Annotated in this window: 15 protein-coding genes; 1 reads left to right on the top strand and 14 read right to left on the bottom strand. The window is 68.3% G+C overall.

Going from position 1 to position 14,211, the window contains the following annotated elements:
* Positions 1-8: 8 nt before the first annotated feature.
* The 9 genes from AC50YC_RS07725 to AC50YC_RS07685 form a co-directional block, all read right to left on the bottom strand.
* Positions 9-605, bottom strand: coding sequence for an acyltransferase (locus tag AC50YC_RS07725; protein ID WP_494952961.1), 597 nt, complete (start codon positions 603-605; stop codon positions 9-11).
* Positions 602-1,816: a glycosyltransferase gene (locus AC50YC_RS07720; protein WP_494952960.1), complete on the bottom strand. Its 1,215-nt coding sequence runs from the start codon at positions 1,814-1,816 to the stop codon at positions 602-604. The genes AC50YC_RS07725 and AC50YC_RS07720 overlap by 4 nt, the downstream gene beginning before the upstream one ends.
* Complete coding sequence (locus AC50YC_RS07715; RefSeq protein WP_494952959.1) at positions 1,813-2,961, bottom strand: DegT/DnrJ/EryC1/StrS family aminotransferase; 1,149 nt, start codon at positions 2,959-2,961, stop codon at positions 1,813-1,815. Before AC50YC_RS07715 ends, AC50YC_RS07720 begins: the two co-directional genes overlap by 4 nt.
* 20 nt (positions 2,962-2,981) lie before the next feature.
* On the bottom strand, positions 2,982-3,641 hold the full coding sequence (locus AC50YC_RS07710) for an acetyltransferase (protein ID WP_494952958.1): 660 nt from the start codon (positions 3,639-3,641) through the stop codon (positions 2,982-2,984).
* Entirely contained in the window at positions 3,634-4,806 is a 1,173-nt protein-coding gene (locus AC50YC_RS07705) for a DegT/DnrJ/EryC1/StrS family aminotransferase (RefSeq protein ID WP_494952957.1), read from the bottom strand. The genes AC50YC_RS07710 and AC50YC_RS07705 overlap by 8 nt, the downstream gene beginning before the upstream one ends.
* Positions 4,803-5,798, bottom strand: a complete 996-nt coding sequence (locus tag AC50YC_RS07700) for an NAD-dependent epimerase/dehydratase family protein (protein WP_494952956.1) — start codon at positions 5,796-5,798, stop codon at positions 4,803-4,805. The genes AC50YC_RS07705 and AC50YC_RS07700 overlap by 4 nt, the downstream gene beginning before the upstream one ends.
* Complete coding sequence (locus tag AC50YC_RS07695; protein ID WP_494952955.1) at positions 5,795-6,883, bottom strand: Gfo/Idh/MocA family protein; 1,089 nt, start codon at positions 6,881-6,883, stop codon at positions 5,795-5,797. Before AC50YC_RS07695 ends, AC50YC_RS07700 begins: the two co-directional genes overlap by 4 nt.
* 17 nt (positions 6,884-6,900) lie before the next feature.
* Entirely contained in the window at positions 6,901-8,568 is a 1,668-nt protein-coding gene (locus tag AC50YC_RS07690) for a sugar transferase (protein WP_494952954.1), read from the bottom strand.
* Positions 8,569-8,894: 326 nt separating this feature from the next.
* Positions 8,895-9,830 (bottom strand): diacylglycerol/lipid kinase family protein, encoded by a 936-nt coding sequence (locus AC50YC_RS07685; RefSeq protein WP_494952953.1) that lies wholly within the window; start codon positions 9,828-9,830, stop codon positions 8,895-8,897.
* A gap of 229 nt (positions 9,831-10,059) precedes the next feature.
* On the opposite strand from AC50YC_RS07685, the gene AC50YC_RS07680 reads away from it, so the two are divergent.
* Complete coding sequence (locus tag AC50YC_RS07680; RefSeq protein ID WP_494952952.1) at positions 10,060-10,299, top strand: hypothetical protein; 240 nt, start codon at positions 10,060-10,062, stop codon at positions 10,297-10,299.
* 7 nt (positions 10,300-10,306) lie between these two features.
* On the opposite strand, the gene AC50YC_RS07675 is transcribed toward AC50YC_RS07680, so the two are convergent.
* The 5 genes from AC50YC_RS07675 to pcaC are packed head-to-tail and all read right to left on the bottom strand — an operon-like array spanning position 10,307 to position 14,122.
* A complete protein-coding gene (locus AC50YC_RS07675) occupies positions 10,307-11,122 on the bottom strand; it encodes an IclR family transcriptional regulator domain-containing protein (RefSeq protein ID WP_494952951.1) in 816 nt (271 codons plus the stop codon).
* Between the two features lie 47 nt (positions 11,123-11,169).
* Complete coding sequence (locus tag AC50YC_RS07670; RefSeq protein ID WP_494952950.1) at positions 11,170-11,862, bottom strand: 3-oxoacid CoA-transferase subunit B; 693 nt, start codon at positions 11,860-11,862, stop codon at positions 11,170-11,172.
* Position 11,863: 1 nt separating this feature from the next.
* The gene (locus AC50YC_RS07665) at positions 11,864-12,523 is read right to left on the bottom strand and encodes a 3-oxoacid CoA-transferase subunit A (protein WP_494952949.1); all 660 of its coding nucleotides are present in this window, start codon (positions 12,521-12,523) and stop codon (positions 11,864-11,866) included.
* 4 nt (positions 12,524-12,527) lie between these two features.
* Positions 12,528-13,724, bottom strand: a complete 1,197-nt coding sequence (locus AC50YC_RS07660) for a thiolase family protein (protein ID WP_494952948.1) — start codon at positions 13,722-13,724, stop codon at positions 12,528-12,530.
* The gene (pcaC, locus tag AC50YC_RS07655) at positions 13,721-14,122 is read right to left on the bottom strand and encodes a 4-carboxymuconolactone decarboxylase (protein WP_494953070.1); all 402 of its coding nucleotides are present in this window, start codon (positions 14,120-14,122) and stop codon (positions 13,721-13,723) included. The genes AC50YC_RS07660 and pcaC overlap by 4 nt, the downstream gene beginning before the upstream one ends.
* Positions 14,123-14,211 lie beyond the last annotated feature (89 nt).

Here is a 14,211-nt window from a genome sequence, read left to right as displayed (position 1 = left end):
GCCGCCCCTCAGCCCATTTCCGCAGGCAGCAGTTGCCCGTCGATTTCCACGTAGCGCGAGCCCGTCTCCGGGCACAGCCAACTGCCGCCGGCGTCCTGCTTGAGCCGGTGCCCGGCCTTGCCAATCCAGCCCGTCTGCCTGGCCGGGACCCCGGCCACGACAGCGTAGGCGGTGACGTCGCGGGTGACGACGGCGCCGGCGGCAACCGTGGCCCATTCGCCAATCCGGACCGGGGCGACACAGACGGCGCCGGCCCCGATCGAGGCACCCGCTCCGACGGTGACGCCGACAGCTACCCAATCACTGGCGCTTTTGAGTGTCCCCTCCGGGGTGACGGCCCTCGGGTGAAGGTCATTGGTCAGCACGGCCGCCGGGCCGATGAAGACCCCGTCGCCCAGGCGGGCCGGTTCATAGACCAGGGCGTAGTTTTGCAGCTTGCAGTTATCGCCGAGCACGACTTCCGGGCCGATATAGGCGCCGCGGCCAATGGTGCAGTTGCTGCCCACCGTGGCTCCCTCCCTGATCTGCGCCAGGTGCCAAACCCGGGTCCCGTCGCCGATTCGTGCGGTGTCTGCCACGTCTGATGTTTCGGAGATGGTTATCATGACGATCCTCCCGGAAGCGGTCCTCGTGCCGGGGCCACCGGCGTTGTCATTCGTGGGCGGCCTGCCGCGGCAATGAGGTGCTGAAACTCCAAGCCACGTGCGTCCCAGGTGTGGCCCGCCGCAAACTCTTTCCTGAGGCGTTCCTGATCCCCGTCATTGCGCCCGGCCAGGGCTGCCTTCACCGCCAGCGCGAATTCGTGCGGCTCCGACCGAAGCGAGATCAGGCTGGTGTTCAGCCACCGCGCCGAAGGCATGTCCGTGGAGACCACCCCCAGCCCTGCCGCCAGGTACTCGAGGGTTTTCAGCGGAAAGCTTGCCCTGTTGAAGGCGGACTCCGCGTAAGGTGTTATTCCGACCCCGTGAACCCTGAGTTGCTGCTGCAGCTCGTCGGCGCCGAGCCGTCCGATCCAGCGGACGTTGTCTTTTTCAAGGAGCGCGTCCAGCCGGCGGCGGAATGCCGGGGTTCGATCGGTCCGCGGCCCGATGATGACCATTTCCACGCCGGATGCCTGCACGGCTTCCAGCAGATCGAGGTCCAGCCGCTCGTTGAGCTGCCCGACGAGGCACGCGGTGGACTCGCGGCCCATGGACGGCGCTGCCGGCGCGGGCTCGGGGCAGCCGTTCGGGACCACGGCGAAGACCTTTCCTGACACGGACCTGCTGAGGGGCCCGACCTGATTCAGCACGGCCTCCGATACCGCCGCCACGCAGTCGGCCTGGGCCACGTTGGAGTCCAGCACCCGCCGGATGACCGGGCGCGACAAGCCCATGAGGCGCGATCCTTCGAGCCAGTCGTCAGTCAGGTACAGGATTTTGCTTCCCGGCGTCCTTTTCGGGAAGCGGGCCAGCGGCATGGCGACGACGACCGCCTCGGGCTCCCAGCCGGTCCGGGAAAGGGCGGACGTGATTGCCCGGTCCAGCAACAGTGCCGTCAGCCTTCGAACCCCGGGCCGCGTCACTCCCGGCAGCACTGTCACTCGGAGGCGCAGAATCGAATCGGATACCCGTTCCAACCCCGCGCGATTGTCCGTGCTCCGGGGACCCGGGCGGGCCCACAGCTGTCCCGCCGTTTTCAGCGTTGCGCGCGCGGGCGGGTCGACCCACAGCACGGCGCGGACCCTGGCCAGCGATTCGACAATGCGCTTGTCGGTTCCAGCGACGCCGTCCCAGTTCGTGCCGGCAATCCAGACTATTGGGCCATGGTTGCTCATGCCTCGCCCCCCGCCCGAAGCGGATGAGGGGACGACGTGCCCGCGCCCAAGGCTGCCTGCAACTGGTCCGCCACATACTGCTGCTGCGCCTCGCTGATGTGCGGGAAGAGCGGCAGCGACAGCATCCCCTGGGCAGCCCGCTCCGTGACCGGGAAGGATCCGGGACCGAGGCCCAGGTCCCGGTAGGCGCGGCTGAGGTGCACCGGAACCGGGTAGTGGATGCCGGCGCCGATACCCGCATCGCTCAAGGCGGCAAGCACGCGGTCCCGTTCCGGCACCCGAATGACGTACAGATGCCAGACGTCGTGGTTGCCCGGGGCCGTGCGGGGAAGCTCGACTCCGGGCAGGTCCGCCAGCAGTTCCTGGTAGCGTGCCGCGGCCTGCCGCCGTCTTTCGTTCCACACCGCCAACCTGCGCAGCTTGGCGTTGAGCACCACTGCCTGGATGGTGTCGAGGCGCGAGTTCATGCCGACCGCTTCGTGCTGGTACTTCCGTTCGCTGCCGTGGGCGCCAAGCATGCGGACCCGGGCTGCGACGTCGTCGTCGTCCGTCACCACAGCTCCGGCATCCCCGGCGGCACCGAGGTTCTTGCCTGGGTAAAAGCTCGTGCCCGCGGCCAGTCCCAGCGTGCCGGCGAAGCGGCCATAGCGGGAAGCGCCCTGGGATTGCGCGGCGTCTTCGACAATCACCGCGCCGCAGGCGGCCGCAACCGGGGTCAGGCGCTCCACGAAGGCCGTTTGCCCGAACAAATGGACGGGCATTATGGCCCGGGTCCGGGGTGTCACGGCGTCCGCAACCCGCTCCGGATCGATCAGCAGGTAGTCGGGGTCGACGTCGACGAGCACCGGCACGGCACCGATCCGGCTTACCGCCTCGGCGGTCGCGATGAAGGTGTTCGCGGGGAGGATGACCTCCGCTCCGGCCATGACCCCGGAAGCGCGGAGTGCCAGTTCCAGGGCGTCCGTGCCGTTGGCCACCCCGACGCAATTCCGGGTACCGAGGAACCGGGCGTAGGCCTGCTCAAATTCGGCCACGGCCGGGCCTCCGATGAAGGAGGTCCGTTTGAATACGTCCTTCAGCCCGAGCTCGACTTCAGCGGCTATCTCGTCCTGCTGGGCGCCCAAGTCGACGAAGGGGACGGACATGCTGACGGTCCTGGCCCGGGTCATCGCGCACCACCCGCTGCCGCCGCTGAGGGTTCGAGCACCCGCGCCGGGACCCCGGCCCAGGTTTCTCCGTCGGGAACGTCGCCCAGCACGGCGGCACCCATGCCGACCCGGGTTCCTGCCCCCACCCTGGTGCGTTCCCGCACACAGGAGTTCATGCCCAGGTAGGCCGCGCGACCGATCCTGACACCGCCGCCCAGTGACACGCCGGCAGCCAGGGTGGCGAAGTCCTCCACAACATCGTCGTGGGTCAGCGTCACCCCGGGCATCATCACGACGTGGCTCCCGACCGTGATGCCGGCGGTCAGCGTGACGTTGCCCATCAGGATGCTCCCGGGACCGATCTCGCAGCAGTACGGAATCCGCACTGATGGGTCGACCACCGTCGCGAAGCGGTGGCTCGGGAAGCCCAGCCCGGCGAGTCTGGCGACAATCCGCTCGCGAGCCTTCCCTGCACCGATGCAGACGACCACCCGCGCCTCCGGGTAGCGGAGGGCGTGGCTGGCGGGTCCCATGACGGGTGCACCGTCCACGGCTGACCCGACCTTGGATTCGTCATCGTCGAGGATTCCGACCACGTCGAACTGGCCGTTCTCGCGGACGCAGGCCAGCACCTCGCGGGCAAGGCCGCTGGCGCCAATCAGCAGTAACTCAGTCATCAGAATTCCCCGCAGCCTTCAGGATCGAGTCGATGACCCGGGACTGCTCGTCCGGGGTCAGCTGGTGGTAGACGGGCAGAATCACGGTGTGGTCCGTGAGCCGTTCCGTCACGGACAGGTCCGCCCTCCCGGTGTTCAGACCGGCGTAGGCGGGCTGACGGTGCGCGGCCATGATGCCCCGCCGGGCGGATATGCCGTCGTTGGCCAGCCGCTCGAGCAGGTCCTCGCGCCCGAGGGCGAAATCCGGCAGGAGTTCGAACCAGAAGGACTGGAAATTGCTGGTGCCGTACGGGGGGTCCTGGCTGAATCGAAGCCCCGCTACCCCGGAGAGTGCCTCCCGGTAGGTGGCGACGATGGCCCGGCGCCGTGCCACCGCCTCGTCCAGCCGGCCCAACTGAACGAGCCCGACGGCGGCCTGCATGTCCGTCATCCGGTAGTTGAACCCGATTTCGCCGTACTCCTCCGCCGGCGCCAGGACCGCGGAGTGCCGGTCGTTCGCGGAGACGCTCATGGCGTGTTCGCGGAGCTTCCGGGCGCGGTCCGCCCAGGCCGCGTTCTGGGTGGTCAGCATCCCGCCTTCCCCGGTGGTGAGGATTTTGCGCGGGTGGAAAGACCAGGCGGCGAGCTCGGCACCTGCTCCCACCGGCCGGCCCCGGTAGGTGGAGCCCGCCGCGCAGGCCGCGTCCTCGACGACGGTGATGCCCAGGCCGTCGCAGAGGGCCCGGATCGGAAGCAGATCGACCGGCATGCCGCCCTGGTCGACCACGATCACCGCGCGGGTGGCCGGGGTCAGGGCCGCGGCGAGGGTCCGCGCTGACACGTTCCCGGTGTCCGGCTCGACGTCGGCAAAGACCGGCCTGGCGCCCACGTACGTGACCGCGTTGGCCGTGGCGATGAAGGACAGGGAAGGCACCACAACGTCGTCGCGCGGTCCGATGCCGGCCACTTTCAGGGCCAGGTGCAGGGCGGTGGTGCAGTTGGAGACGGCGACGGCGTAGCTGGCCTGCTGCGTGCCGGCGAACGCTTCCTCGAAGCGCGCCACGCGGGGCCCCTGTGCCACCCAGCCGGAGGCGATCACCTCGGCCACGGCGTCGGCTTCCTCGGTCCCGAGCCAGGGCTTCATCACGTTGATCCGGCTCAGGGCCCGGTCCTGGCTGACCGTCACCGCGCACCTCCGACCCTGGCGTCCGCAATCTCAACGCGGAGCGGCCGCCACCAGTCCACCAGTTCCCGCAGCCCGTCCTCGAGTCCGGTTTCGGCACTGAACCCAAGGTCGCGCCTAGCCGCCGCGGTGTCCGCCTGGCGCCGGACGACGCCGTTGACGGCCCGCTCGGGGCCGTGCTCCACGTGCAGTTCCGAATCCATGGCCCGCAACAGCGCCTCGGCAAGTTCCAGCAGGCTGGTCTCGGCACCGCTGGCGACGTTGTAGACCCCCTCATCCACCCCGCTGCCCGCGGCGAGGATGTTGGCCCGGGCCACGTCCCGGGTGTGCACGAAATCCATGGTCTGCTGTCCGTCGCCGAAGATCAGCGGCGGCAGCCCGTCCTCGATGCGCTCCATCCAGCGGACCAGCACCTCGGTGTAGAGGCCATGGACGTCCATCCGGGGCCCGTACACGTTGAAGTAGCGCAACAGCACGTAGTCCAGGCCGGACATCGCACGGAAGCTGCGGGCCATGGACTCGTTGAAGGACTTTGCTGCGCCGTAGAACGTGTCGTTGTTGTGGTGGTGATGGCGTTCCGATGTCGGGAAGGTTTCCGCCATGCCGTAGACCGAGGCGCTGGAGGCCGCTACGAGCTTGCCGACCCGCTGTGCGGATGCGGCTTCGAGCACGTTGAAGGTCCCGTCGACCAGCACCTCGAGGGCCAGCCGGGGTTCGTCCGCGCACTGGGTGATCCGGATGGCGGCCTGGTGGAAGACAATATCCTTGCCCCGGCTCAGGTCGTGGACCAGGTCGCGGTCGCGGAGGTCCCCCTCGATGAGGCGGACCCGGCCGCTGGCGGTCGCCGGATCGAGGTTGGCCCGGCGGCCACGGACCAGGTTGTCCAGCACGTCGATCCTGCCGGCCCCGGCGTCGAGCAAATGGTCCACCACGGTGGAACCGATGGTCCCCGCTCCGCCGGTGACCAGGACCTGGGCACCCTGCAGCGTGCTCATTTGCTGATCTCCAGCTTCGCTTCATTGCCGACGACGATGCTGGCTTTCCCGTCCGCGCTGAGGCTGTCGCTGACAGCCTCCAGTACGGACAGCACCCGCAGGCCGGAAGCACCGCTGGTCCGGGCCGGGCGCTGTTGCCGGATGCTGTTGGCGAATTCGGCCACCATCTGGCCCAGCGCCTCGTGTTCGGGCAGTGCCGGTGACCAGGTGTCACCCAGCCGGTAGGAGATGGCCGAGGCCTTCCGGTCGGCCGCGGACCGTGTCTGGCGGTCCAGGCTGACTCCGCGGTCGTAAACGCTGAGCCGCTGCTGGGGATTCAAGTCATCCCAGACGAGGGTGCGCCGGGAACCGCCGACCACCAGCTGGCGGATCTTGGTCGGGCTCAGCCAGTTGACATGAACGTGGGCCATGGCGTCGTTGGGCAACGCGAACGTCAGATGCCCGATGCAGGCATGGCCGGTACCCAGGGGATCCGCGCCGTGCGCCGCGACCTCCACCGGCCGCAGCCCCTCAGGCAGGATGAAGTCGAGGATGGACAGATCGTGCGGGGCCAGGTCCCAGAAAACGTCGACGTCCGGCTGCACCAGTCCCAGGTTGATCCGGACCGAATCTATGAACAGGATGTCGCCGAGCGACCCGTCAGCGATCAGTTCCCGGATTTTCAAGACGGCCGGGGTGTAGCAGTAGGTGTGGTCCGCCATCAGGACCAGCCCCCGTTCCTCCGCTTCCTCGACCATCTCCAGCCCCTTCATCCGGCTGTCGGCGAGGGGCTTCTCGACGAGCACATGCTTGCCCGCCTTCAGCGCTGTCAGGGCGATGCCGTGGTGGGTGTGGGCCGGCGTCGCAATCGCAACGGCGTCGACGTCGGCGGTGTCAAGCAACTCGTCAATGGACCGGAAGACGGGAACCCCGCCCTGGGCCGCGGCGAGCTTGGCGGCCCGGGCCTGGTCCAGGTCGACGATTCCGGCCAGCTCCCAGTCGGGACTGGCGCTGAAGTTCCGCGCCAGATTGGGCCCCCAATAGCCCGCACCGATGACCGCTGCCCGCATCAGGCCGCGGGAGTACCCCGAACGTGTTTCATCCATTGTGTTTCCTCACTCAGTCAGTACGCGCCAGCAGGCGCGCACATAGCCCTGAAGGTGCGCCATATGATGATGACGTCGCCCATGATCGACCAGTTTTCGACGTAGTAGAGATCCAGCCTCACGGCCTCATCCCACGGCAGGTCCGAACGGCCGTTGACCTGCCAAAGCCCGGTAATCCCCGGCTTGATCAGCAGCCGGCGGTGCGTGTGCCGCTCGTAGCCGCCCACCTCACGCTGCAAGGGCGGGCGGGGCCCGACCAGGCTCATTTCGCCGCGGAGGACGTTCCAGAACTGCGGCAGTTCGTCCAGCGAGTAACGGCGCATCCAGCGTCCGCAGCGGGTGACCCGGGGATCATGGCGCATTTTAAAGAGAACGCCGGCGCCGTCGTTCTGCGCCCCGAGACCAGCCAGCGCGGCTTCCGCGTCTGTGATCATGGACCGGAACTTGAGCATCCGGAAAGGTTGTCCGGCCTTGCCCACCCGCTCTTGCCGGAACAGGACCGGTCCCGGGCTGTCGCGCTTGACGATGATCGCCAGGACGAGGAAGACGGGCGACAGCAGGACCAGGGCGGCGGCGGCCACCGCAATGTCCAGCAGCCGCTTGAAAGCATGCTTGGCGCCGCTGTACCGGGGCACATCCACGTGCATCAACGGCAGCCCTTCCACCGGACGCCAGTGGATCCGGGGCCCGGCTACGTTGGTCAGGGACGAGGCCAGCACAAGTTCCGCCTGGTGTTCTTCCAAACCCCAGCCCAGTTCGCGGATGTACTGGTTGCCGCCGGGTACCGGGCCGGCCACGATGACCGCTTCCGCCCCGCAGAGGCCAACCGTCCGGACCACATCATCAGTGGAGGAGAGGACCGAAACCCGCCGGCCGTCGGCGTCGAACGAGGTCCCCCGCCGCCCGCCGGGCAACGATACGCCGAGGATCTCGTAGACGGCGCCGGACTTCCGGGCGATCCGCTTGAGTACATAGCGCACGTCCTCGGCCTGGCCGATGACAATCGCCCGGACAAGGTACTGTCCCTGGGACTGCCGCGAGTTGTACCAGCGCCGGGCCGCCCAGCGGCTGACCGGCAGGAGGGTGAGTCCCAGCGGGAGGGAGACCAGGTAGAACGCCGACGCCGGCTGGATGCGGAACGCCACCAGACCGACGGCAAGCAGCCCGAAGACCGCGCCGCTCGCGGCAGCGACTCGTTTGTACTCACTGGTTCCGGCTCCCAGAATCTTCGTGTCCCTGGTGCGGTAGAGTCCCAGGGCCGCAACCCACATCACGCCGAGGACCCCTCCGATGAGGGCCGCATTCAGGTCAGCGAGGCTTCCCGTAAAGGGCTGGCCGCCCTCGAACGGGACGAGGAATCCAGCGGCGACGCAAACGATGACCAGCACGGCGTCTGTGCCGCGCAGCAGCCGCCGCAGGAACCGCGCCCACTGCCGGCCGGAGAGCTTTGCCGGGGTCGTCGTGGGGGCGGTCGCACCGGCGTGTGGCCCCGCCGCGTACACGGCGGGGGGAACGGAGGGCCGGAGTGGTACGAAGCTTGCGGGAGCACCGAGGCTGCCATGGGACGTGTGCAGGGCGTGGGGCGCGTACGCGAGGTCGGCCACCGTCCCCCCGGGGCGATCAGCGGTGTATCCGGGAAGGTTGAGGGCCAGGCCGTGCGGCATGCCCTCGGACCGCGGTGTCACCGGCACCCGCCCCGGCCGGTGGTCGGCGGGCCGGGGGACGCCTCGTCCGCACAAATTAAGGATGTCCGGTCATTCGGCCGAACATCCTGGGCGACAACGAACCAGCGTGCCATTGCGGCTCCCTCCAAAGGCAATTGGCTGCATCGTTTGATGCCTGAGCCAATCAAAGTTGGTGGGAATACCCCGGTCACGAGTGGTTGCTACCTGCCTTTGCGAACCACGACGCGGCGGCCATGTCCGGGTAGTACTCACTACCCGGACATGACCGCCCGCGCTGGCACCGGAATCCGAGAGGCAAGTAGCGCCAAACGCCGGCGGAAGGTGTTTTAGGCGGTCATCAGGATCTTCAGGGCATCACGCTCAACGGCCACGGCGAGATGCGTTCCGGTGCCGAGGTGGTCACCGTCCAGCTGGAATTCCTGCTCGTGCTCCAGGGTGATCTCTGCGGATTTACCCTGGAAGTACTCCACGGATTCGGTCTCGCTCTTGTTCTTGCCAAAGATCCCGGCAACAACCCCCAGCCAGCCAAGCCGGCCCCGCGGGGCCAGGACCAGCAGGTCCAGCACGCCGTCGTCGACCTTGGCGTCCGGAAAGATCTCGACTCCGCCCATGATCCGGCCGCAGTTGCCGATCATGACGCTGCGGATCCTGCGCCGGACGGGTTCCCCGCCGTCGACGCTGATCCGCGCCTTGACCGGTTTGCCGGGGAGTTTGCGGATGCCGGCCTCCACGTACGCAAGCCAACCCATGCGGTCCTTCAGCACGTCGACGGTGTCGGCCATGATGGCGGCGTCGTAGCCGAGTCCGGCCATCACCAGGAACACCTGCTCCTCGTCCGAGTGGTTCAGCCGGGCCTTGACGACATCGATGGCCTGTTCGCTGCCGGTGAGCACGTCGTAGCAGGCGGAGACCGGGTCGGTGATGTCCACGCCGAGGTTGCGGGCCAGGAGGTTTCCGGTTCCCAGCGGCACCAGCCCCATGGGCGTTCCGGTGCCGGCGAGCACCTCGGCGACGCAGCGCACGGTGCCGTCGCCGCCGGCGGCGATGACGACGTCGACCCCGGCCTCCAGGGCCTCGCGCGCCTGGCCGGCGCCCGGGTCCTCGACCGTGGTTTCGAGCCAGAGCGGCTCGGCCCAGCCCTGTGTTTCGCACAGCCGGAGGATGGCGCCCCGGAGCGCCGGACCAACTGATTTTGCGGGGTTGATGACCACGGCGGCGCGCCTGGTGGGTGGTGTGCTGTCGAGCGCAGGATTCTCTGTCATGGCGTCCTTCGAGGGCAAGGGGAACGTGGAGTGTTCCGGATTGAAATCCTAACGGGATTCCGCGCGTAACCTCCGCAGCCGCGGCGCTAACCGTGGACGTCCGCGCGCCGGAGTCACTAGACTGGCCATGCTCAAGTACTGGAGCCTGCCGTCCCGAGCCTGGTTCGGGCCGGCTGCCTGTCCGGATCAGCCTGGCAGGCCGCACTCCAAGGGCGGGAAGCGGGAGCATATGTCCGAACCACAGGAGAACTACTCGGCTGAGGCCGAAGCATCCAGCACGGATCCCCACGACTGGGGCCGCGCCATGTCGCGGGCGGTCACACGGCTGGCGGAGCAGCTGGCCCCAGCGGACAGCGAGGACATCCACGCCTCGCTTGTGGGCAAGGACCTGCACCTCAAGATCCGTGACGACGCGGCAGGGGTCACCATCACGGTCTCCACCGCACCGGCAGAGGATTCTTCCAGCTGAGTTCCCCCTAGCGCCCGGAGGACAGGTCCGCGGAGATGACTTCGGCGGTGGCCACTGTTGCCGCCCGCACCGAGTCCAGGTAGGCCGCCGGGTCCGGCTGGCTCGCGACCGACTGGGCCTGCAATGACACGTTGATCGCGGCAACCACCTTGGGGCCGTCGTGGACCGGGGCGGCGATGGACATCAGGCCGAGTTCGAGTTCCTGGTTCAGCAGGCACCAGCCCTGTTTTCTGACGATGGCCAGTTCGGCGAGCAGTCCCTCGCGCGTCCCGATGGACAGCGGGGTCAGGGGCCGGATTTCTGTGTTGGCCAGGTACTCCTGCAGCTGGGCGGGCGGCAGCGCCGCCAGCAACACCCGGCCCATCGAAGTGGCATACGCCGGAAAGCGGGTGCCGACGGTGATGCCGACGGTCATGATCCGGCGCGTCGCCACCCGGGCGATGTAGGCGATGTCCGTGCCTTCCAGCACGGCGGCCGACGTCGACTCCCCCAGCTGGAGGGACAGCTCCTCGAGGTGGGGCTGGGCGAGCTGCGGCAGCGAGAGTCCGGACAGGTAGGCGTACCCGAGCTGGAGCACCTTGGCGGTCAGGGCGAAGATCTTGCCGTCGGTGCGGACATAGCCCAACTCCACGAGCGTGTAGAGGAACCGCCGCGCCGTGGCCCGGGTGAGGTCCGTCCGTGCCGCCACCTCGGTCAGCGTCATCTTCGGATGGTCCGTGTCGAAGGCACGGATCACCGCCAGCCCGCGCGCCAGCGACTGCACGTACTGGTCACTGGCCGGCGGCGCGCCGGCGGCCTTGGCGCCCTTTGCTGCGTCAATCATTTCCATGCCTCTCGGTCCCGCACCACTTTATCCGTGCGAGCGGATGCTCAGCCTCCGACGGCGGCGGCGGCCTTGAGCGGCACCGGAACCATGTCCTGCAGTTCCTCAAGGGTGCAGCCGAACGTTTCCCGGACCTCGACACCGTCGGGGCCGGTCAGGAAGACGGCCTTGTCCGTGTACACGCGGGTTACACAGCCGATGCCGGTGAGCGGGTAGCTGCAGGTCTCGACGAGTTTGGAGATCCCTTCGCGGGTCAGGAGGGTCATCATCACGAACACATCCTTGGCGCCGGTGGCGAGGTCCATGGCTCCGCCGACGGCCGGGATCGCGTCCGGCGCGCCGGTGTGCCAGTTGGCGAGGTCGCCGGTCGCGGAGACCTGGAAGGCCCCGAGCACGCAGATGTCCAGATGCCCGCCGCGCATGATCGCGAAGGAGTCGGCATGGTGGAAGTAGGACGCCCCGGGGAGTTCGGTCACCGGGATCTTGCCGGCGTTGATGAGGTCGCCGTCGATCTGGTCCCCGGTGGCTTCGGGGCCCATGCCCAGCATGCCGTTTTCGGTGTGGAGCGTGATGTTCTGCTCCGGTTCGAGGTAGTTGGAGACCAGGGTGGGCTGGCCGATGCCCAGGTTCACGAAGGAGCCGGGCTTGATGTCGCGCGCCACCAGGCGGGCCAGGTCATCGCGGCCGAGCGGCTTCTCGGAGGTCTGTATGCCTGCCTGGCTGTTGGTCTGGCTACTCATCTCAGGCCACCTTCACAATGCTGTTGACGTAGATTCCGGGGGTCACGACGATCTCCGGGTCGAGGCCGCCCGTGGGGACGATTTCGGAGACCTGGACCACGGTGTGTTTGGCCGCGGCGGCCATGATCGGGCCGAAGTTCCGGGCCGTCTTGCGGTAGACGAGGTTGCCCTTGCCGTCGGCCTTGAGGGCCTTGATTAGCGCGACGTCGGCGTGGATGGGGGTCTCGAAGACCTGGCCGCGGCCGTCGAGGATGCGGGTTTCCTTGCCTTCGGCCAGCATGGTGCCGTAGCCGGTGGGGGTGAAGAAGCCGCCGATCCCGGCGCCGGCGGCGCGGATCCGCTCGGCGAGGTTGCCCTGGGGCACAAGTTCCAGTTCGATCTCGCCGGCGCGGAACTTCGCGTCGAAGTGCCAGGAGTCGGACTGCCTCGGGAAGGAGCAGATCATTTTCTTCACCCGGCCTTCTTTGATCAGCAGCGCGAGGCCCTGGTCGCCCTGGCCGGCGTTGTTGTTGACGACGGTGAGGCCGGTGGCGCCGCAGTCCATCAGCGCGTCGATGAGTTCGAACGGCTGGCCGGCGTTGCCGAAGCCGCCGATCATGACGGTGGAGCCGTCCTTGATGCCGGCGACAGCCTCGCCGACGCTGTCTACAAAGTTCAACATTCGCTTACGCCTTTCCGGCAGTGACGTTTTCGAGGACGATGGCGAGGCCCTGGCCGACGCCGATGCAGATCGCGGCGACGCCCCAGCGTTCACCGGAGGCCTGCAGGGACCGGGCCAGGGTGCCCAGGATGCGGCCGCCGGACGCGCCCAGGGGGTGGCCCATGGCGATCGCGCCGCCGTGCCGGTTCACGATCGAGGCATCGATGCCCCAGGCGTTGATGCAGGCCAGGGACTGCGCGGCGAAGGCCTCGTTGAGTTCGACGGCGCCGACTTGGTCCCAGCCGATCCCGGCCTTGGTGAGGGCCTTGTTCGCGGCCTCGACCGGGGCGTAGCCGAAGTACTGCGGGTCGTTGGCGTGCGCGCCGCGGCCCGCGATCCGGGCCAGGGGTTCCAGGCCCAGGATGCCGGCGGCGTTCTCGGAGCCGAGCCAGGCCGCGGACGCGCCGTCCGAGAGCGGGGAGGCGTTCCCGGCGGTGACGGTGCCGTCCCCGGTCCGGAACACGGTCTTGAGCCCGGCGAGTTTCTCCGCCGAGGACCCGGCGCGGATGCTTTCGTCCCGGGTGAGGTCCGTGCCCGGGACCACGGTGACGAGCCGGTCGTAGAAGCCCTCGTCCCAGGCCGCGGCGGCGAGGTTGTGGGAGTTGGCGGAGAATTCGTCCTGCGCGGCCCGGGTGATCCCGTACTTCTCCCGGAGCCGCTCGGTGGCCTCGCCCAGGGACACGGTCCAGTCCGGGCGCATGGCCTGGTTCACCAGCCGCCAGCCCAGCGTGGTGGAGACCAGGGTCATGTCCCCGGCCGGGTAGGGCTTCTCCGTTTTGGGCAGCACCCACGGGGCGCGGGACATCGATTCGGCGCCGCCGACCAGCATCAGCTCCGCGTCGCCGGTGTTGATCTGGCGCGAGGCGATGATCGCCGCGTCCAGCGAGGAACCGCAAAGCCGGTTCACCGTGGTCCCGGGGATCGAGACCGGCAGTCCCGCCAGCAGGGTACCCATCCGGGCGATGTTGCGGTTTTCCTCGCCCGCGCCGTTGGCGTTGCCGAACACCACCTCATCGATCCGCTCGACGTCGAGCTTCGGCGCACGCTTCACCGCCTCAGCGATCACATGGGCCGCGAGATCATCCGGGCGGACACCGGCGAGCCCGCCACCAAACTTCCCGAACGGGGTCCGCACGGCGTCGTAGAGGTAGGCCTGGTTCATGAGGTTTTGTCCATTCCAGTGTTGTCCATTCCGGCGTTATCCATGGAATGGAATACTTGCTGCGCTGTCTTGAAGGCGGTGTTGGCGGAGGGAACCCCGCAGTAGATGGCGGTCTGCAGCAGGATTTCCTTGATCTCGTCCCGGCTCAGGCCGTTGGTGACGGCGGCGCGGAGGTGCATGGCCAGTTCTTCCCAATGGCCGTGGGCCACCATCGCGGTGATGGTCACCGCGGAGCGCATCTGCCGGGTCAGGCCTGGCCGGGTCCAGATACCGCCCCAGGCGATCCGGGTGATCATGTCCTGGAAGTCCTCGGTGAAGGAATCCTTGCCGGCGTTGGCGCGGTCCACATGCGCGGCACCGAGCACCTCGCGCCGGACCACCATTCCGCCGTCGTAGATTTCCTGGCTGGTGGCGTCCGGCTGGACGACGCCGTTGCGCGCTGCGCCGCTGGGGTCCGCGCCGGGGAGCTGGGGGCGGTTTTGCTGGG

This window comes from Pseudarthrobacter sp. MDT1-56, assembly GCF_059383555.1.
This window is presented reverse-complemented; position numbering and strand designations above follow the sequence as displayed.